A 19,281-nucleotide genomic window follows, 5' to 3' on the forward strand; every position below is an offset into this window, starting at 1 on the left:
TTCTTTTCGATGCAGCATCGTGTGGGAGCGCTCGGTCCGGCGTCCCGGCTTGCTGCGAGATCCATCGCGCAGCGATGGCGGGCCTCATTTGGCCTCTTTAGCGGCGTTCGTTCCGGCTACCAGCGCGATCGATCGCACAGCGATGGCAGTACCGCCGCCAGCTTATACATCGTACCTGCCAGCCCAAGCTGAAGCTTATTTAGAGGTCGAGGCGCGCCTGAGGCTGTGGTTGTCATCGGGTTCCTAGCTCCGCTTCGGCACCATTTCATCTTGAAGGGTCAGGATTCATAGGTGCTTAGGAGTAAGCAGGCGCTCACCTGGTGGCATGGCATTTTTTGCTGGCACCCTATCGGAAACCCGTGTCTTGATACATACTGAAACAAATACCCCGATCCGCAGGGAGACGTATCGCGTGCCCCCCCCGAATACCCGACACAGGCCCCAGGCCCCGACAGGCATTACCCGGCACAACGCCGGCTTCACGCTCCTCGAACTGTTGATTGCGGTAGCCGTGATCGTAATCCTGGCGGCGATCGCGATTCCCAACTACCAGGGTTATGTGGAGAGAGCCAGGGTCACGGACGGTAAGTCCGGTCTGATGCAGGCGGCATCTGAGATGGAACGCTGTTACACGGTATCAAGCACATATCCAGCCACGGGTTGTCTGAAAACGACCTCGTCCCCTGATGATGTCTATCCGACGATTACTCTGGAAGCGAGTGGCGCATCCTTCACCTTGAAAGCGTCTGATGGAACTAGGATCACTGATGGTTGCGAGGTGCTTTGGGTGAAAAGCACTGGCGTAAAAGGATCAGGTGATAATCTTGATGCCGTTCCTCCTGATCCCGGAGATTGTTGGTGATGATGAAAAACCGAGGCTTCACGCTTATTGAACTTCTTGTGACGATTGCCGTTATTGTCATCATGGTCACCATTGCCATCCCGAATTTCAGTTCCTTTGTCGCAAGTGGTCGCCTGGCAGCCGAGTACAACAACGTGCTGACCGGTCTGCATTATGCAAGAAGTGAGGCCGTCAAGAGAAGAAAGGTGGTTGCTGCCGAGATAACTACCAGTGCTTCTGGACAGTGGGAGATGGATGTGAAGGTGGGTTCCGACATTTTGAGGTCTTTTTCGGCAACTAGTGGAAGTATTAGTGTTAATGATGGTAACGATGGTGTGGTTAAATTTAGTGGTTTGGGCCGGAGAGTTTTAGCTTCAGGGGGGGAGTGTACTTTTCCCGAATGCAAAGTGACTGTTGGAAATAAAAATATTGAAATTAACGCCGTAGGAAATATCTTGGGGTCTCAGCCATGAAATGGTCATCTAATCGGAATGGTTTGGGTTTCACTCTGATAGAGGCGCTTGTTGCTTTGGTGGTGTTGGCGGTCGGCGTCCTGGGGCTGGCTTCAATGCAGATAAAAGCATTGCAGGGAGCACATCTATCCTATCAGCGATCGGTGGCGACAATGGCTGCACAGGATATGGAGGAAATGCTTTGGGTTCAACTGGGCATGCAAGGTGTTGGTTCCGATAGTTTGGCATGCCCATCAGCCGCAGACGATGTCTTGATTAAGAACCCTAATTTTGATCCTACTGATGCCTCGACTACCAATGATGAGCCGACCACAGTACTTCCGATAACAGATAATACTATTTTTGATGTGTGGTATGGACAATGGGTAAAGGTACTGCCTACCTTGGAAAAAAATGCTTCTACAGCTGTTAAGATAGAGACAAATATACCTAATTATTCATCATGTATATACACGATTACCGTGAGTTGGGGTGATGAAAGGTTTTCGGCTGAGACAGACGTCTCCGAGTTTGTTTATAGAACGAGTATAATAGATGGATCCTTATGAGGATGGTCGGAGTAGATGCCATGGAGTTTCATAAATCTTTGGAAGGATGCAAGAGATCGCGAGGATTCTCTCTTGTCGAGTTGATGGTTGCATTGGTGGTTGGTCTATTGGTTACGCTTGGTGCTTTTCAACTATTTGTTACAAGTAATAAAACGTTCAATCACTCACTTGCGATTTTTGAGCGGCAAGAAACGTTACGTTTCATCGTTGACTCACTCTCGTATGATATCAGGAGTTCAGACCAGACTGATATGTTTGACTCTGATACTGGTTTAGTATTGAGCGATGATGACAGAATAACGCTGAGTTATAATAAAGGGAATTCTATATGTGCCCCAGAAGATGAATTTACAATTCAGTATTATCAGTCATCGCCTAACGTAATTTCTGTTAAGTCGGCATGCGGAAGTGTCGAAATTGGGGATGTTGAATCAAGTGACTCTATTGCACTTGGAGTTGCAAATATAAATTTTAGTTATATTGAGTTCGGTCTGGGGGTTCGCGTTACCCTCACGATGATAGATCCGCGTAATAGGCTTGCTGATCAGACCTATTTTTTCACGATCGCGAATCGCTCAAGTGTAGGTCAGGCGCTGGAACTGTGGGGTAATGGATCATGAGATGTCAAAAAGGCATAGCCTTGATTGTCAGTATGGTGGTGCTCTTGGTCGCCGCTCTTTTTGGCGTATCAAGTTTTCAGTCAACTCAACTTGAAGAAAGAATGGCAGGTAATCACCGCTTTTCCGTCAGTGCATTGCAAGCGGCTGAGGCAGGTGTGAGTGACATGCTTGGTGCCGTGCTTGATTTCACCTATAATCCCGGTCAGCCCACGTTTTGTGATCCTGGTGTTATGGGCTCATCTCTTCCGGGGGAATGGCTTGAGTCTTCTCCTGGCTCAGGTATATTTTCTAAAACTGACGTCGACATAACTGACGCATTAGTAGATGGTAGCTACACAAATGTCGGTACGTTGACACAAACATATTCTGCCATTATGAAATGTCAGAATGCCGGCGTGGACAGCGCTCATGTAATTGGCTACAGCAGGGGTGTTGTTCCTCATGGTGATTATCAAACTTCCAGGTTGATTAAGGTGGAAATTGTACCTCCTGGATATGATGCATTTAAATCCATGTTGGCTGAAGGGAATATCACAGTTCCAGGTAATTCTGTCATCAATGGCGATGTTCACTCTAATGGTGACCTCAGTCTAAAGATCAGGACAGAGGGTAATATCAAATTTGATTCTTCAGGTACTGTCACTGCTTCCGGAGCGGCTGATTTTGAAGTTCCGGATAGTGGCGATGGCTCGGATTGTACAGATTTTCCGTGTACAGCGTCATATACTGATACAATACCTGTGCCCGAGGCGCAATTATATATTGACTATATTACTAATGGAAAATTCAACGAAGCGAATGAGAAGATAGCAGGTGGGTATATAGAAAAAGTAGCCGTGGAAAATGGTGGTGGTTGGAAGATTATTGATGATCCGACTGATCCTTCTTTTGATGCTTCTCTAGCTGATCGAATAGAAGTGTTGCCGCACGACCCTGTTACTGGCGATTGTGCTCCAACAGATCCGCTTGTAGCGCCGGGTACTTTTATCCCGGAGGAAAATCCCGATGAAATAGATCTGGAAGGTGCACAAGTCACAGTCAAGATTATGGACAAGAATTACATCTATTATTGCCCAGGGAATCTTACAACCGGTGCAACCTTTGAGGGTGTTACGGTGATGGCAGCTGGCAATATTACTCATTCTGGCGCTGCCACCGTCGCTGCAGAGAACCTTGATCCCGATACTGGTGAACCGATTACGGATCCCGAAACTGGTGAGCTTGTTGGCGTGGATACCCTCGTTGTGTCAGGGGGGAATATCGAGCTGAATGGTACCACCGTCGCTGAAACCTATGCGGCGTTCTGGTCTGTCGGGGATTTTACCCAGAATGGTACTTCAGCTATTTATGGATCTGTTGTCGCAGGCGGTTCAATACTCAACAATGGTGGGATAAATTTTACGGCCGTCGATTCCAGTACGCTTTATAAGCCTGTATCGGGTCGTCTGGAAGGTTGGGCAGAGCAGGAAAACCCCGGTGATACCGATAATCTGCTAATCTTTCTGGGTTGGTAAACTGAGATAATTGTTCTATCCTTTTCGAACAAGAATGACTCGCCACCGGCGGGTCATTTTTTATTTGCATCCTTCTCTTCCTTTCTGTCCTTGTCCTGCACCACATAGTCACCTTCCAGCACACGCTGCTTGCGGTGAGTGCTGCTGCCCTGCCGTGTCTCACGGTAGGGCGTTTCTCTGTAGTGCACGCTGCTGCCGATATCCTCGGCCCGGTCGGCACGCATGGCCTCCATGTGTTTCTTCATGCGATAGCGCAGTATCGGCAACAAGGCCCCGCCGAGCAGCACAAAGAAGAGGCCGAGTACCATGACGACGATCATCATGACGCCGACTAGCAGCCAGGTGAGCAACATCTTCAGGCTCTAAAACAAGCCGGTGGGGGCTGGTGCGCTCTCGCCACTCCTGGATGGCTTTCTGGAATGAGGCATCGAGATCTCCTGGCCTGGTTAATGTGCGCTCAACACGCCGGCTCACCATCAGCCTCCCCGCCGGTCCTGACGCGCCCCATATTGTTGACGATGATCTTCACCCCATCACCGTGGCGTCCGCAGACTTCGAAGGTGCCGTTATGTCCTCGTGCCCAGCCTGTGGCTTGGTAACGAATGGGATAGCTGCGATTGAAGGTCACGCTAGGTCCGCCACTGCCTTCCAGTACCCTGAGCGACTCGCCATCGGCCAGGTTGCCGCTGGCGACCTGGCCGTCCATCACCACGAGAGGAAGGTTCCAGTTGTTGAAATCGCAGGCCGTGCTGTCTGGGGCCGGACGCGGACAAACTGAAATGGTCGTCCGCCTCGTCACCGCCGTGTTCCTCGCCAGCGCCAGCGCCGTCTTGATGCGCATCACCTCGGCGGCGACCTCGTTGCGGGCGGTGAAATTCTGGAAGCTGGGGATGCCCATGGTCGCGATGATGGCCAGCACGACGATGGCGACCAGCAGCTCGATCAGCGTGAGTCCGCGCTGACGAGAGGGGAGTGTAAGGCGAGGAAGACGAGGAGAAATGGGGGCAGCGGGGCGCATGGTGCCCTCCCGGCGGTGGCCTGTTCGATGAGTCCTTTCTTCAGGCTAGCCGGGAGGTCCTGCCCCGCCGTAGGCGATCGCCCACAGCGTTTGTGCGACAGGCGAGCCTGTCACCCGATGAGATAGGCGTGGAACGGGGATGCTTGGCGGGGGGAGGAGAGGCCCAGGTGCTTACCCGCTTATTCTCCCTTGTCTTCTTCCTTGTGCTGGTTTTTCTGTTCGTGCTGCCGTTCCGAGAGATACTTCTCCCGATGGTCGGCTGAGCAGAACCATTCGCCGCGCTCGCGCAGGGCGTCGTCCTCGGGCAGGTGCACCTGGCACCAGCGGCAGCGCACCATGCGGTTTCCCGGCGCGCTGCCGTCCTGCTGTGTACCGGCTTGGTCGAGCTTCCACTCCCGGTACATGCGGTAGAGCTTGAGGCCGGCGACGAACAGCACGGCGAAGATGATCAGGCGAATCAGCAACAGGTTCATTCCTTGTGGAGCTCCCTGGTCGGAGGTGGCCGGCTTTGCCACTCGGCCGCCCTTGCGGGACAATGGCGGATGTCCATCGATTCTCGAGAGATTTCCAAGCCCATGCAAGACCTGACCCTGGTGATGGCTCAGCTCGACCCGCTGGTCGGCGACATTCCCGGCAACGCCAACCTCGCCATCGAGACCGTGCGTGAGGCACGAATCGAGCATGGTGCCGACATCGTGATACTGCCCGAGCTCTTTCTGACCGGCTACCCGCCGGAGGACCTGCTGCTGCGCCCCTCCATGGAGACCCGCCTGCGACATGCCCGTGCCCACATGGCCGAGAAGATGGCCCGCGACGTCATGGTCATCGTCGGCTATCCGGGTCGCCGTGAAGGGAAGAACTGGAACCTGGCCGGGGTGCTCTGCAACGGCGAGTGGCTGGGCGAGTACGCCAAGCAGGCGCTTCCCAACTACGAGGTTTTCGACGAGCAGCGCTACTTCGCCACCGGCACCGAGCCGTTGGTGATCGAGCACAAGGGGGCGAAGCTCGGCATCCTGATCTGCGAGGACATCTGGAGCGAGCCGCCGGTCCGCCAGGCCCGCGATGCCGGTGCCGAGATCCTCGTCACCCTGAATGCCTCGCCCTTCCACCAGGACAAGCCCGCCGAGCGGCTGGCATTGCTCGAGGCGCGTGCCCGGGAGGTGGAGCTGCCCATCGTCTACGTCAATCAGATCGGCGGGCAGGACGAGCTGGTCTTTGACGGCGGCTCGGCCTGTGTCGATGCTTCAGGCGAGCTGGTGGTGCAGGCGCCCCATTGGGCGGTGGGCCTGATGCCGGTGCAGTTCGTGCGCGAGAACCATCGCTGGGTGCCCCAGCAGGGTGAGACCGAGCCCGACGTCGAGCCGGAGGAGAACCTCTACTGCGCGCTGGTCACCGGCCTGCGCGACTACGTCAACAAGAGCGGCTTTGAGGGCGTGGTGCTGGGCCTCTCCGGCGGCATCGACTCGGCGCTGTCGCTTGCCATCGCCGTGGATGCCCTGGGCCCGCAGCGGGTCCACGCGGTGATGATGCCCTATCATTACACGGCGGACATCTCCAGGCAGGACGCCGCCGAGCAGGCCGAGATGCTCGGGGTCGGCTATGAGGTGCTGCCCATCGAGTCGATGGTCGAGGCTTTCATGGCGACGCTGGCCGAGAGCTTCGCCGGCACCGAGCGCGACACCACCGAGGAGAACCTGCAGTCGCGTTGCCGAGGCGTGCTGCTGATGGCGCTCTCCAACAAGAAGGGCCTGATGGTGCTGACCACCGGCAACAAGAGCGAGATGGCGGTGGGCTACGCCACCCTCTACGGCGACATGGTCGGCGGCTACAACGCCATCAAGGACGTCTACAAGACCTGGGTCTATCGCCTGGCACGCTGGCGCAACACCCAGTCTCCGGCGATCCCCGAGCGGGTCATCGAGCGGCCGCCCACTGCCGAGCTCGCCCCCGACCAGCAGGACAGCGACAGCCTGCCGGACTACGACGTGCTCGACGCCATCCTGGTGCGCTACATCGAGGGCGACATGAGCGCCGAGGCGATCATCGCGGCGGGCTTCGACCGTGACGATGTCTACAAGGTGGTCAAGCTGGTGGACCGCTGCGAGTACAAGCGCCGCCAGGCCCCGGTGGGGGTGCGCGTCACCCGCCGTGGCTTCGGCCGCGACCGCCGCTATCCCATCGTCAACGGCTGGCAGCCGGGGGACTAGGCCCTTCGGGCAGCGCGGAGCGGCGAGCTACAAGCGTCTAGCTGCTCGATGAAGGGCATCCGGTATCCAGCTTGAAAACAGAAACCCCGCCGGATTCGACATCTGACGGGGTTTCTCGTTGATGCCTGATCCGAAACCGGCATCTTGCTGCTTGGCGCTCGTCAGGCCGAGAGGGACTCGGCCTTGACGTGCTGCGGCCGGAAGGTGCGGCCGCGCAGCCGGTCGTGGTTCGGGGCGTTCTCGATCAGCACCTGGAGGGTCTCGCGGGCACGGTCGCGCATGTCGAGGCCCAGGTAGCCCTCGACCATCACCGCCAGGGCGTCGCGGGTGGCATCCGACTCGGGATAGTTCTCCAGCACCCAGCGGCCGCGCTCCACGGCGGCGAGGTAGGCCCCCTTGCGCAGGTAGAAGTCGGCCACATGCAGCTCATGGCGGGCCAGCACGTTGCGCAGGTAGATGATGCGCTGCTGGGCGTCCGGGGCATACTGGCTGCTGGGGTAGCGCTGAATCAGCTCGCTGAAGTCGGCATAGGCGTCGCGGGTGGCGCCCATGTCACGCTTGGAGATGTCGATCAGGCGAAGGCGCTCCAGGCTGAATCGTCCGGCCTGCCAGGCGGCCAGGCCGCGCATGTAGTAGGCGTAGTCGACCTGGGGGTGGTCCGGGTGCAGGCGGATGAAGCGGCTGGCGGCGGCGCGGGAACCCTCCCAGTCGTCGGTCTGGTAGTAGGCGTAGATCAGTTCCAGCTGGGCCTGCTCGGCATGCTCGCCGAAGGGATAGCGGGTATCGATGGCCTCGAGTCGGTTGGTCGCCGTGGTGTAGCTGCCATCCTCCAGGGCCTCGCGACCCTCCTGATAGAGTTGGCGCTCGGCGATGCCGTCGAGTTCCTCTTCGGGGGTGCCGGCGCAGCCGGCCAGCAGGGCACCGGCCAGCATCAGGACAGCCAGGCGTGCGGGGGAGGTGATAACGCGCATCGTGATCCTCGTGTCTAACAACCCGGACGGCCGTGGTAGAATCGGCCGATATCCGCACACTATAAAGCACCTTGCGGCGAAACGCAGTCATCGCACCCGGTGCTCAAAGAGCCCTGTCCCGACCCATGTCCCAGACCCTCGAAGCCCAGCATCGCGTTCCCGATCGCATGGCAGGCCTGCGCCTCGACCAGGCCGCCGCCGAACTCTTCGCCGATTTTTCCCGGGAGCGGCTCAAGTCCTGGATCAAGAGCGGCGCCCTGACCCTCGACGGTCAGCCGGCCAAGCCCAAGGACAAGGTCTACGGCGGCGAGGCCCTGGCCCTGGCCGCCGAGATCGAGGACGACACCCGCTTCGAACCCGAGGACATCCCCCTGGCGGTGGTGTACGAGGACGACGCGGTACTGGTGGTCGACAAGCCGCCGGGCCTGGTGGTCCATCCCGCGGCCGGCAATCCCGACGGCACCCTGCTCAATGCCCTGCTGCACCACGACCCTCAACTGGCGAGCATCCCCCGGGCGGGGATCGTGCATCGCCTGGACAAGGACACCAGCGGCCTGATGGTGGTGGCCAAGACCCTGACGGCCCATACGGCACTGGTCGAGCAGCTTCAGGCGCGCAGCGTGTCGCGGGAGTACGATGCGGTGGTGGTCGGCGTGATGACGGCCGGCGGCACCGTGGATGCGCCCATCGGCCGTCATCCCCGTGACCGCAAGCGCCAGGCGGTGAACGCCTCGGGCAAGCCGGCGGTGACCCACTACCGGGTGGTGGAGCGCTTCCGCGCCCATACCCACGTGCGCTGCAAGCTCGAGACCGGGCGCACCCACCAGATCCGCGTGCACCTGGCCCATGTGCGCTATCCGCTGATCGGCGACCCGGTCTACGGCGGACGCCTCAAGCTGCCGGCCGGTGCGGGCGATGCGCTCAAGGAGATCCTGCGTGGATTCCCGCGTCAGGCCCTGCATGCCCGCAAGCTGGCCTTCGTGCACCCCACCAGCGGCGAGCGGATGGCCTTCCGTGCGGCGCTGCCGGATGACCTGCTGATGCTGCTCGACTACCTGCGCGAAGACGGCGAGACCATGCGCTAAGGAAACCGTGATGAGCGATACCCTCGATCTGCGCCCGACTCCGATCCTGCCCGACTGGCCGGCCCCGGAGAATGTCGGGGCCTTCGTCACCACCCGCGAGACCGGTCCCAGTCAGGGTGCCTTCGCCGCCTTCAATGCGGCCGAGCATGTGGGCGACAACCCGAACCATGTGGCGCTGTGCCGTCGGCAACTGGAGAAGGAGGTCGGCGATGGCCGTCCGCTGCTGTGGCTCGATCAGGTGCACGGTGCCCGGGTGCAGCAGGCCTTCTCCAAGGCCAGGCCCGAGGCGGATGCCGCCGTGGCCACGAGCGCTGACTATGCCTGCGTGGTGCTCACCGCCGACTGCCTGCCGGTGTTTCTCTGCGACCGTCGCGGGTCCCGGGTGGCGGTGGTCCATGCAGGCTGGCGCGGGCTCGCCGGCGGCGTGATCGAGGCCACCGTAGGCGCGATGGGCCTGCCATCGGAGGAACTGATGGCCTGGCTGGGCCCGGCGATCTCCAACGCCCAGTTCGAGGTCGGACCGGAGGTGCAGAAGGCCTTCGTCGGCGTGCACCCCGAGGCAGAGGCGGCCTTCGACCCCAGCCCCTATCGGCTCGGCCACTACATGGCCGACCTCTACAAGCTGGCGCGCCTGCGCCTGGAGCGTCTCGGCGTTTCCCATGTCAGCGGCGGCCACTTCTGCACCGCCTGCGAACCGCGCTTCTATTCCCACCGCCGTGACGATGGCGTCACCGGCCGCATGGCCAGCGTGATCTGGTTGCGCTAAAGCGAGCCTCAAGGGACAAGCCACAAGGAAAAGCCACTTGCCCCTTGCCCTTTGCCCTCTGCCCGCTTGACCAGCGTCAACTCGCCGCGCCCTTTCCCTGGCCGGCGACTTGAAAGCCGACCACGCTGACTCCATTGAAGCCCTCAAGACACAGTGACAGGGCCAACGCGGTGCGTCCTAACGCGCCGTCACCCCGATGGAGGAAACCCATGAGATTCGACAAGTTCACCGCCAAGCTGCAGAACGCCGTGGCCGATGGCCAGTCCCTGGCCGTGGGCCGCGGGCACAACCAGCTGGAACCCGGACATCTGCTGCTGGCGCTGCTTGACGCCACCGACACCGGGGTCAAGGCGCTGGTGCAGAAGGCCGGCGGTGATGCCGCCCGGTTGCGCGACGGCCTGGTAGGGCATCTCGATGACCTGCCCAAGGTCGCCAACTTCGATGGCGAGGTGCAGCCCTCCCGCGATCTGGTGAAGCTGTTCAACCTCACCGACCGTGAGGCCCAGAAGCGCGGCGACCAGTACATCGCAAGCGAACTGGTGCTGCTGGCCGCGCTGGAGATGGGCGGCGCGGTGACCAAGCTGCTGACCGGGGCTGGAGTGACCCGCAAGACGCTGGAGGGCGCCGTCGACAGCGTGCGGGGCGGAGAGCGGGTCGACGATCCCAACGCCGAGGACCAGCGCGAGGCGCTGGAGAAATACACCCTGGATCTTAACGAGCGGGCCGCCAGCGGCAAGATCGACCCGGTGATCGGACGCGACGACGAGATTCGCCGTACCATCCAGGTGCTGCAGCGGCGGACCAAGAACAACCCGGTGCTGATCGGTGAGCCCGGCGTCGGCAAGACGGCCATCGTCGAGGGGCTGGCCCAGCGCATCGTCGATGGCGAGGTGCCGGAAGGGCTCAAGGACAAGCGCGTGCTGTCGCTGGACATGGGCGCGCTGCTGGCCGGCGCCAAGTTCCGCGGCGAGTTCGAGGAGCGCCTCAAGTCGGTGCTCAAGGAGCTGTCCCAGGAGGAGGGGCGGGTGATCCTGTTCATCGACGAGCTGCACACCATGGTCGGCGCCGGCAAGGCCGAGGGCTCCATGGACGCCGGCAACATGCTCAAGCCGGCCCTGGCCCGCGGCGAGCTGCACTGCGTGGGCGCCACCACCCTGGACGAGTACCGCAAGTACATCGAGAAGGATGCGGCCCTGGAGCGCCGCTTCCAGAAGGTGCTGGTGGACGAGCCCTCCGAGGAGGACACCGTGGCGATCCTGCGTGGCCTCAAGGAGCGCTACGAGGTGCACCACGGGGTCGATATCACCGACGGGGCGATCATCGCCGCGGCCAAGCTCTCGACCCGCTACATCACCGACCGCCAGTTGCCCGACAAGGCCATCGACCTGATCGACGAGGCCTCCTCGCGCATCCGCATGGAGCTCGACTCCAAGCCCGAGGAGATGGACCGCCTCGATCGCCGGCTGATCCAGCTGAAGATGGAGCGCGAGCATCTCAAGAAGGAGACCGACGAGGCCTCCAAGAAACGACTCGATGGTCTGGAGGAGCAGATCGGCGAGCTTGAGCGCGAATACGCTGACCTCGACGAGATCTGGAAGGCCGAGAAGGCCAGCATCCAGGGTGCGGCCCAGTTCAAGGACGAACTCGATCGCGCCCGCATCGACCTGGAGCAGGCCCGCCGCCAGGGCGACCTGGCGCGCATGTCCGAGATCCAGTACGGGGTGATTCCCGGCCTGGAGAAGAAGATCGCCGAGACCGCGGAGGCCGAGGCCGATACCGATACCTCCAAGCACCGGCTGTTGCGCTCCAACGTCACCGAGGAGGAGATCGCCGAGGTGGTATCGCGCTGGACCGGCATCCCGGTGTCCAAGATGCTCGAGGGCGAGCGCGACAAGCTGCTGCGCATGGAGGAGGCGTTGCATGAGCGGGTGATCGGCCAGCACGAGGCGGTCTCCGCCGTGGCCAACGCGGTACGCCGCTCCCGGGCCGGGCTCGCCGACCCCAACCGCCCCAATGGCTCCTTCCTGTTCCTCGGCCCGACCGGGGTGGGCAAGACGGAGCTGTGCAAGTCACTGGCGAACTTCCTCTTCGACACCGAGGACGCGATGGTGCGCATCGACATGTCCGAGTTCATGGAGAAGCACTCCGTGGCCCGGCTGATCGGTGCCCCTCCCGGCTATGTCGGCTACGAGGAGGGCGGCTACCTGACCGAAGCGGTTCGCCGCAAGCCCTACTCGGTGCTGCTGCTCGACGAGGTCGAGAAGGCCCATGCCGATGTCTTCAACATCCTGCTGCAGGTGCTGGAAGACGGCCGCCTCACCGATGGTCAGGGGCGCACCGTGGACTTTCGCAATACCGTGATCGTGATGACCTCCAACATGGGGTCGGACATCATCCAGCGCATGGGCGGCGCTGACAGCGGCGATGCGGATAATGACTACGCGCAGATGAAGGAGATGGTGATGGCGGTGGTGGGCGACCACTTCCGTCCCGAGCTGATCAACCGCATCGACGAGGTGGTGGTGTTCCACGCCCTCGGCCAGGAGCAGATCCAGGCCATCGCCGCCATCCAGCTCGATCGTCTTCGCGAGCGTCTCGCCGAACATGACTTGTCGCTTGAGATCAGCGACGCGGCCCTGGCCCAGCTGGCCGTGGTCGGCTTCGATCCGGTGTTCGGTGCTCGACCGCTCAAGCGGGCCATCCAGAGGCGCATCGAGAACCCGCTGGCTCAGGACCTGCTGGCCGGCAAGTTCTCGCCCGGTGACGTCATCCATGTGGAGGCGGAAGGCGACACGCTGGTGTTCCAGAGCTGAGGCCTTGCTGCATTCGTCACGTCAATCGCCGTCACATGGCGTAGAAGATCCTTGCCGTCGTCGCCCGGATGCCTGGGCGACGACGGTCTGGTATTGACGGTCTAGACTGATAGTCAGGTTGCATCCTGTTACCCCATTGCCCGTCGCTCCTCGCGAGCCGGCGGGCTCTTTTGTGGGCCACGGGCGATATCCCCGACTTGCCGGATGGCCCTGCATGGGCTACCAATGCGGTTTCTGCGGTTGACACGTCAACAACGCTAATGGAATCTTGAGCGTTCCTGATTACGGGCGCGGATTTCAGCGGGCCACCCCCCATCCCCGCGCGAAGGGTAGGCCGAGTGCCTCTACCCGCCGAAGGACTTCCGAATCCGGGTCAACCGCCCGGCTCGGACAACGCCCCGACGCGGCAATCCGCCGTGATGAGAGTGCAGGCCCCAACAGGGCCCTTACTGCCAGGGTTTGGCATCAGGTGCCGGCACGGCCGGCAGCGGCATACCGCCGCACTCGACTTCGTGTCCCCACCGCGGGCACGGATCGCACTCGAGACCTCCAGGGGAGATACATCTGTGGAACTGCTTTCCGGCGCAGACATGATTGCCCGATTCCTTCAGGACGAGGGCGTCGAATACATCTATGGGTATCCCGGTGGGGCGGCGCTTCACATCTACGATGCGCTGTTTCGTCAGGACAAGGTCAAGCATATCCTGGTGCGCCACGAACAGGCCGCCACCCATGCCGCCGACGGTTATGCCCGAGCCTCCGGCAAACCCGGCACGGTGCTGGTGACCTCTGGCCCCGGGGCGACCAACGCCGTCACCGGCATTGCCACTGCCTACATGGACTCGATTCCCATGGTCGTGCTGTGCGGCCAGGTGATGAGCCACCTGATCGGTGACGACGCCTTCCAGGAAACCGACATCGTCGGCGTGACCAGGCCGATCGTGAAACACAGTTTCTCGATCAAGCACCCTACCGAGATTCCCGAAGTCCTTAAGAAGGCCTATTACCTGGCGTCGACCGGGCGTCCCGGTCCGGTGGTGGTGGACATTCCCAAGGACATGACCGCACCCACCGAACGCTACGAGTACGTCTACCCGAAGAAGGTCAAGATGCGCTCGTACAACCCGGTCACTCGGGGCCATACCGGCCAGATCAAGAAGGCCGTGGAGCTGATGCTCAAGGCCCGGCGTCCGGTGTTCTATACCGGTGGCGGGGTGGTCACCGGCAACGCCAGCGAAGGGTTGACCGACCTGGTTCGGCGGCTGGGCTATCCGATCACCACCACCCTGATGGGCATCGGTTCCTACCCGCAGAGCGACCGGCAGTGCCTGGGCTGGCTGGGCATGCACGGCTCCTATGAGTCGAACATGGCCATGCACCATGCGGACCTGATCATCGCCATCGGGGCCCGCTTCGACGACCGTGTCACCAACAACACCTCGAAGTTCTGCCCCACCGCCAAGATCGTCCATGTCGACATCGACCCGAGCTCCGTCTCCAAGACGGTGCGCGCCGACGTGCCCATCGTCGGTCCGGCGGGCAGCGTGATCAACGAGATGATCAGCATGGTGCAGGGCGAGGAGATCGCCCACCCCGAGTCGCTGGCCGACTGGTGGAAGCAGATCGACGGCTGGCGCGAGGAGCGCCGGGGCCGGCTCTATGAGCGGTCGCAGCCCGGCGAGCCGATCAAGCCCCAGGAGGTCATTGAGGCACTGTGCCGGGTGACCCGCGGCGAGGCCTATGTGACCACCGATGTGGGTCAGCACCAGATGTTCGCGGCCCAGTACTACAAGTTCGAAAAGCCCAATCGCTTCATCACCTCCGGGGGGCTCGGCACCATGGGTTTCGGCTTCCCGGCGGCCATGGGCATCAAGCACCACTTCCCGGAGGAGGAGGTGATCTGCGTCACCGGGGAGGGCAGCTTCCAGATGATGATGCAGGAGCTGTCGACCTGTAAGCAGTTCGGTGGTGGCGTGAAGATCGTCAATCTCAACAACGGTTCGCTGGGCATGGTGCGCCAGTGGCAGGACCTCAACTACAAGTCCCGCCATGCGCACTCCTACATGGAATCACTCCCCGATTTCCAGCAGTTGATCGGGTCATATGGCTTCACCGCGCTGCGGGTGGAGACACTGGCAGATCTCGAGCCGGCATTGGAAAGGACCTTCGCCGACACGCACGAGCTGGTGTTCCTCGACGTCATCGTCGACCCGCACGAGCACGTCTATCCGATGCAGGTGCCCCTGGGCTCCATGCGTGACATGCTGCTTTCCAAGACGGAGCGGACCTGATGCGCCATATCATCTCGATTCTGATGGAAAACGAACCGGGCGCCCTGTCACGCGTGGTGGGGCTGTTCTCACAGCGCAACTTCAACATCGAAACGCTGAACGTGGCGCCCACCGATGACCCGAGCCTGTCGCGGCTGACCGTTACCACCGTCGGGGACGACCGGGTGATCGAGCAGATCACCAAGCACCTCAACAAGCTGATCGACGTGGTCAAGCTGGTGGACCTGACCGAGGGCAACCACATCGAGCGCGAACTGATGCTGGTCAAGGTCAAGGCCCTGGGGGCGGCCCGCGACGAGGTGAAGCGTACCGTGGATATCTTCCGCGCGCAGATCGTCGACGTGACGCCGAGCCTCTACACGGTGCAGATCACCGGGGATGCCGGGAAGCTGGACGCCTTCCTGCAGGCCATGGCGCCGGTGGGTATTCTCGAGGTGGCGCGCACCGGGGTGTCGGGGATCGCCCGCGGGGACAAGGTGCTCTCCCTCTAGCGCGGCGCCTGTCGCTACCTGGCCCATGCCATCAGCGCTGCCCTTAGGGGCGGCGCTTTTTGTATGGGGGTTGTATGTGGGAGCAGGAGCCGTGGACGGGCATCAGAAACGCTCCTCGACCTCGTCCCAGAGCGCGGCGATCAGCGGACTCCTCAGTCGGCGCTCGAGCACGCAGAGGCCGACATCGTAGTGGGGCAGTTCCGGCTTGACCGGCAGGATGCGCACTCGTTCCGCCAGGGGGCTGGTGTCGAGCACGATGCGTGGCACCACGCCGACGCCGAAGCCCAGCCCCACCATGCTGACGATGGCCTCGTGGCCGGCCACCTGGGCATAGATGTGCGGCGTCACGCCCAGTGCCCGGAACCAGGTGTCGCTGTATTGGCGTGACAGGCCGGCCTCGGAGAGGATCATCGGTACCTTGCGCCACTGCTCGGCAGAGGGCGACTCGGGCATGGTCGGGATCCAGTCGTGGGCCTCCTGGGGGGCGATGAACACCAGCGGCGAGCGGGTCAGCGACTTGAAGCTCAGGGCGTCGGGTGCCTGGCGTGGTCGCGGGGTGATCGCCATGTCCTCGTTGCCGGCCAGCACCCGCTGGATTGACTGGGCCGGATCGCCGGTATGCAGCTTGAGTTCAATATCCGGGTGGCGGGTCCGGAACTCGCTGAGCAACTCGTAGAGGAAACTGTAGCTCGCGGTCACCGAGCAGTAGATGCTGATCTCGCCGGTCAGGGTGCGCGCCTCGCTCATCAGCGACTGGCGCAGGCGCTCCCACTCCTCCAGGGTGTCCCGGGCATAGGCCTGGAAGGTGCGGCCCTGGCGGGTCATCACCACATGGCGGTTGTCGCGCTCGAAGAGGCGCACGCCCAGACTCTCCTCGAGCTGGCGGATCGCCCGGGAGAGGGTCGAGGGGCTGACGTGGCAGGCCTCGCTGGCGCGGCCGAAATGCAGGGTCTCGGCCAGGGCGAGGAAGTGCTTGAGGGGGCGCATGTCCATGCCTTCATTATTGCATGATTCGGCATGTGGCATTGCAAATATCGCGTTTTACGCAACGCATCCGCCGGCGTAAGGTGGCTCCATCGGCTGCATCGAATCCCAGTGCCGCGACAGACGGCGCGGGTGGCCATCAACGCTGAACGTCAACTCGATACCCTTTGACACCATCTTTCGCTTCAGGAGCACGACATGCGCGTTTACTACGACAAGGATTGCGACCTCTCCCTCATCCAGGGCAAGAAGGTCACCATCGTGGGCTACGGTTCACAGGGCCATGCCCACGCCAACAACCTCAAGGAGTCCGGCGTCGACGTTACCGTCGCCCTGCGCGCCGGCTCTTCCTCCGCCGCCAAGGCCGAGGCCGCCGGCCTCAAGGTTGCCTCCGTCGAGGAAGCCAGCAAGAGCGCCGACGTGGTGATGATCCTGGCCCCGGACGAGAACCAGAAGGCGATCTACGAGAATCAGGTCGAATCGAACCTCAAGCAGGGCGCCACCCTGGCCTTCGCCCACGGCTTCAACATCCACTACAACCAGATCGAGCCGCGCAAGGACCTGGACGTGGTGATGATCGCGCCCAAGGCCCCGGGACACACCGTGCGCTCCGAGTTCGTGCGTGGCGGCGGCATTCCGGACCTCGTCGCCATCCATCAGGATGCGACCGGTGGCGCCAAGGAGCTGTCACTCTCCTATGCGGCGGCCATCGGCGGCGGCCGTAGCGGCATCATCGAGACCACCTTCCAGGACGAGACCGAGACCGACCTGTTCGGCGAGCAGGCCGTGCTGTGCGGCGGTGCCGTGGAGCTGGTCAAGGCCGGCTTCGAGACCCTGACCGAGGCGGGTTACGCCCCGGAGATGGCCTACTTCGAGTGCCTCCACGAGCTCAAGTTGATCGTCGACCTGATGTACGAGGGCGGCATCGCCAACATGAACTACTCCATCTCCAACAATGCGGAATATGGCGAGTACGTGACCGGACCGGAGATCATCAACGAGCAGTCCCGTGCCGCCATGCGCCATGCGCTGAAGCGCATTCAGACCGGTGAATACGCCAAGATGTTCATCAACGAGGGTAATACCAACTACCCGTCGATGACCGCGCGTCGCCGTCTGAATGCCGAGAGCGAGATCGAGCAGGTCGGCGAGAAGCTTCGTGGCATGATGCCGTGGATCGCGGCCAACCAGCTGGTCGACAAGTCGAAGAACTGATCCCTGAGATCCATTTCGGCTGACACGAGGGCGCGGGCTTCCGCGCCCTCGTTGCGTTCGGGGTATGGGGGATAGGGCTGGCCGTGAGCCTTTCGTCGGTGTGCGTGTAGAATGGGACGACACTCAAGGCTATGGAAGAGACAGATGAGCCAGGACCCGCAGCACAGCGAGAATGAACCAGACCAGCCAGGCGACGAGGACCTGGCCACCACCTTCGTGCGTGAATCGGAGGTCATTGAGGAGGCCGAGGAGGGCGGCAGGAAGATTCGGCGCAAGGGGGTCTATCTGCTGCCCAACCTGTTCACTACCTCGGCGCTGTTCTCCGGTTTCTTCGCCGTGGTGGCCGCCATCAATGGTGACTTCACCACCGCGTCCATTGCCATCTTCATTGCCATGGTGCTGGATGGCCTGGACGGCCGGGTGGCCCGACTGACCAACACCCAGAGCGATTTCGGTGCCGAGTATGACAGTCTCTCAGACATGCTCTCCTTCGGCGTGGCGCCAGGCCTGGTGGCCTTCATCTGGATCCTTCAGGATATCGGCAAGACCGGTTGGGTGGTGGCCTTCCTGTACGTGGCCTGTGCCGCCCTGCGATTGGCGCGCTTCAATGTGCAGATCGGCAGCGTCGACAAGAAGTGGTTCATCGGCCTGCCGAGCCCCTCGGCGGCGGCCCTGGTGGCGGCCAGTGTCTGGACCTTCCACAGCTTCAATGCCGACTCCTTCGGCTTCAAGCTGCTGATGCTCTTCGTGGTGGGGGCCGCCGGGATACTGATGGTCAGCAATATCCGCTACTACAGCTTCAAGGATGTGGACCTCAAGGGACCTGTGCCCTTCGTCTTCCTGTTGGCCATTGTGCTGGGGTTCGTGGTGATTTCCATCGAGCCCTCGGTGATGCTGCTGCTGCTGTTCTCTACTTATGTGGCCTCCGGGCCGGTGATGGCTCTGATGCGCAAGATGAAGCACAAGCCCGCCACTGGCTGACTCGTCCACCCCTGCTGAGACGCCCGCATCATGCGGGCGTTCGTGTCTCCTGAGCAGGTGCCGATCTATCCACAGCCGTTGGCGGAAATGCGGTTGTGGATAGCCTGCTCGCAGGTGCCAGCGTCATCGTTGTTTCATTGCCCAGACATGTCGCCGACATTTTTCTCCCTGCAGCCCTTGCAGCGTTTCGGTGAAATCCGTAGAGTACGCATCCGCTGCCGGCGACGGGCACACGTTGCGGGCGGTGGATGGTGGTAGAAGTGCTTGTTTCTGTTTGGTTTTTTCGAGCCTTGTTGGGACATTCCCGGTTGACGGAAGCGCTGCATTCGGTAGAATGCCTGCCACACGTGACGGAGGCTTTTCGAAGGCTCCATCGGCCGTCACCTCGCGGTGGCGAGACGACGCTTGGCACACCCGGTGAGACGCTTCTGGAGCGCATCGCAGGGTTGACACGACACGCCGA

General features: G+C 61.4%; 18 protein-coding genes. 13 read left to right on the plus strand and 5 right to left on the minus strand.

Annotated features, from left to right (window positions below; genetic code table 11):
* Nucleotides 1–325 precede the first annotated feature (325 nt).
* The 5 genes from ABE960_RS14720 to ABE960_RS14740 are packed head-to-tail and all read left to right on the plus strand — an operon-like array spanning nucleotide 326 to nucleotide 3,996.
* Complete coding sequence (locus ABE960_RS14720) at nucleotides 326–862, plus strand: type IV pilin protein (protein WP_349763050.1); 537 nt, start codon at nucleotides 326–328, stop codon at nucleotides 860–862.
* Nucleotides 862–1,314, plus strand: coding sequence for a GspH/FimT family pseudopilin (locus tag ABE960_RS14725; RefSeq protein WP_349763070.1), 453 nt, complete (start codon nucleotides 862–864; stop codon nucleotides 1,312–1,314). The genes ABE960_RS14720 and ABE960_RS14725 overlap by 1 nt, the downstream gene beginning before the upstream one ends.
* A complete protein-coding gene (gene pilV, locus ABE960_RS14730; protein WP_349763051.1) occupies nucleotides 1,311–1,862 on the plus strand; it encodes a type IV pilus modification protein PilV in 552 nt (183 codons plus the stop codon). The genes ABE960_RS14725 and pilV overlap by 4 nt, the downstream gene beginning before the upstream one ends.
* A gap of 20 nt (nucleotides 1,863–1,882) precedes the next feature.
* Entirely contained in the window at nucleotides 1,883–2,482 is a 600-nt protein-coding gene (locus tag ABE960_RS14735) for a PilW family protein (protein WP_349763052.1), read from the plus strand.
* On the plus strand, nucleotides 2,479–3,996 hold the full coding sequence (locus ABE960_RS14740) for a pilus assembly PilX family protein (RefSeq protein WP_349763053.1): 1,518 nt from the start codon (nucleotides 2,479–2,481) through the stop codon (nucleotides 3,994–3,996). Before ABE960_RS14735 ends, ABE960_RS14740 begins: the two co-directional genes overlap by 4 nt.
* A 53-nt stretch (nucleotides 3,997–4,049) precedes the next feature.
* Here the strand turns inward: ABE960_RS14740 and ABE960_RS14745 are convergent, their stop codons facing one another.
* From ABE960_RS14745 to ABE960_RS14755, 3 genes are all read right to left on the minus strand, one after another.
* A complete protein-coding gene (locus tag ABE960_RS14745) occupies nucleotides 4,050–4,349 on the minus strand; it encodes a hypothetical protein (RefSeq protein WP_349763054.1) in 300 nt (99 codons plus the stop codon).
* A gap of 104 nt (nucleotides 4,350–4,453) precedes the next feature.
* Entirely contained in the window at nucleotides 4,454–5,014 is a 561-nt protein-coding gene (locus ABE960_RS14750) for a GspH/FimT family pseudopilin (RefSeq protein ID WP_349763055.1), read from the minus strand.
* A gap of 179 nt (nucleotides 5,015–5,193) precedes the next feature.
* On the minus strand, nucleotides 5,194–5,487 hold the full coding sequence (locus tag ABE960_RS14755) for a PP0621 family protein (protein ID WP_349763056.1): 294 nt from the start codon (nucleotides 5,485–5,487) through the stop codon (nucleotides 5,194–5,196).
* A 102-nt stretch (nucleotides 5,488–5,589) separates the two neighbouring features.
* Between ABE960_RS14755 and ABE960_RS14760 the strand changes: the two genes are divergently transcribed.
* A complete protein-coding gene (locus tag ABE960_RS14760; protein ID WP_349763071.1) occupies nucleotides 5,590–7,221 on the plus strand; it encodes an NAD+ synthase in 1,632 nt (543 codons plus the stop codon).
* A 161-nt stretch (nucleotides 7,222–7,382) separates the two neighbouring features.
* On the opposite strand, the gene ABE960_RS14765 is transcribed toward ABE960_RS14760, so the two are convergent.
* The gene (locus tag ABE960_RS14765; protein ID WP_349763057.1) at nucleotides 7,383–8,192 is read right to left on the minus strand and encodes an outer membrane protein assembly factor BamD; all 810 of its coding nucleotides are present in this window, start codon (nucleotides 8,190–8,192) and stop codon (nucleotides 7,383–7,385) included.
* Between the two features lie 125 nt (nucleotides 8,193–8,317).
* On the opposite strand from ABE960_RS14765, the gene rluD reads away from it, so the two are divergent.
* The 5 genes from rluD (at nucleotide 8,318) to ilvN (ending at nucleotide 15,638) form a co-directional block, all read left to right on the plus strand.
* Nucleotides 8,318–9,277, plus strand: coding sequence for a 23S rRNA pseudouridine(1911/1915/1917) synthase RluD (rluD, locus tag ABE960_RS14770; protein WP_349763058.1), 960 nt, complete (start codon nucleotides 8,318–8,320; stop codon nucleotides 9,275–9,277).
* 10 nt (nucleotides 9,278–9,287) lie between these two features.
* Complete coding sequence (pgeF, locus tag ABE960_RS14775) at nucleotides 9,288–10,043, plus strand: peptidoglycan editing factor PgeF (protein ID WP_349763059.1); 756 nt, start codon at nucleotides 9,288–9,290, stop codon at nucleotides 10,041–10,043.
* Between the two features lie 209 nt (nucleotides 10,044–10,252).
* The gene (clpB, locus tag ABE960_RS14780) at nucleotides 10,253–12,856 is read left to right on the plus strand and encodes an ATP-dependent chaperone ClpB (RefSeq protein ID WP_349763060.1); all 2,604 of its coding nucleotides are present in this window, start codon (nucleotides 10,253–10,255) and stop codon (nucleotides 12,854–12,856) included.
* Nucleotides 12,857–13,422: 566 nt separating this feature from the next.
* Entirely contained in the window at nucleotides 13,423–15,147 is a 1,725-nt protein-coding gene (locus tag ABE960_RS14785) for an acetolactate synthase 3 large subunit (RefSeq protein ID WP_349763061.1), read from the plus strand.
* Nucleotides 15,147–15,638, plus strand: a complete 492-nt coding sequence (ilvN, locus tag ABE960_RS14790; RefSeq protein ID WP_349763062.1) for an acetolactate synthase small subunit — start codon at nucleotides 15,147–15,149, stop codon at nucleotides 15,636–15,638. Before ABE960_RS14785 ends, ilvN begins: the two co-directional genes overlap by 1 nt.
* A gap of 102 nt (nucleotides 15,639–15,740) precedes the next feature.
* On the opposite strand, the gene ilvY is transcribed toward ilvN, so the two are convergent.
* Nucleotides 15,741–16,631, minus strand: a complete 891-nt coding sequence (gene ilvY / locus ABE960_RS14795; RefSeq protein WP_349763063.1) for an HTH-type transcriptional activator IlvY — start codon at nucleotides 16,629–16,631, stop codon at nucleotides 15,741–15,743.
* 189 nt (nucleotides 16,632–16,820) lie between these two features.
* Here ilvY and ilvC point away from each other — a divergent pair, with 189 nt between their 5' ends.
* A complete protein-coding gene (gene ilvC, locus ABE960_RS14800) occupies nucleotides 16,821–17,837 on the plus strand; it encodes a ketol-acid reductoisomerase (RefSeq protein WP_349763064.1) in 1,017 nt (338 codons plus the stop codon).
* A gap of 144 nt (nucleotides 17,838–17,981) precedes the next feature.
* Entirely contained in the window at nucleotides 17,982–18,818 is an 837-nt protein-coding gene (pssA, locus tag ABE960_RS14805) for a CDP-diacylglycerol--serine O-phosphatidyltransferase (protein WP_349763065.1), read from the plus strand.
* Nucleotides 18,819–19,281 lie beyond the last annotated feature (463 nt).

Source organism: Halomonas aquatica (assembly GCF_040196335.1).
GTDB lineage: Bacteria > Pseudomonadota > Gammaproteobacteria > Pseudomonadales > Halomonadaceae > Halomonas > Halomonas aquatica.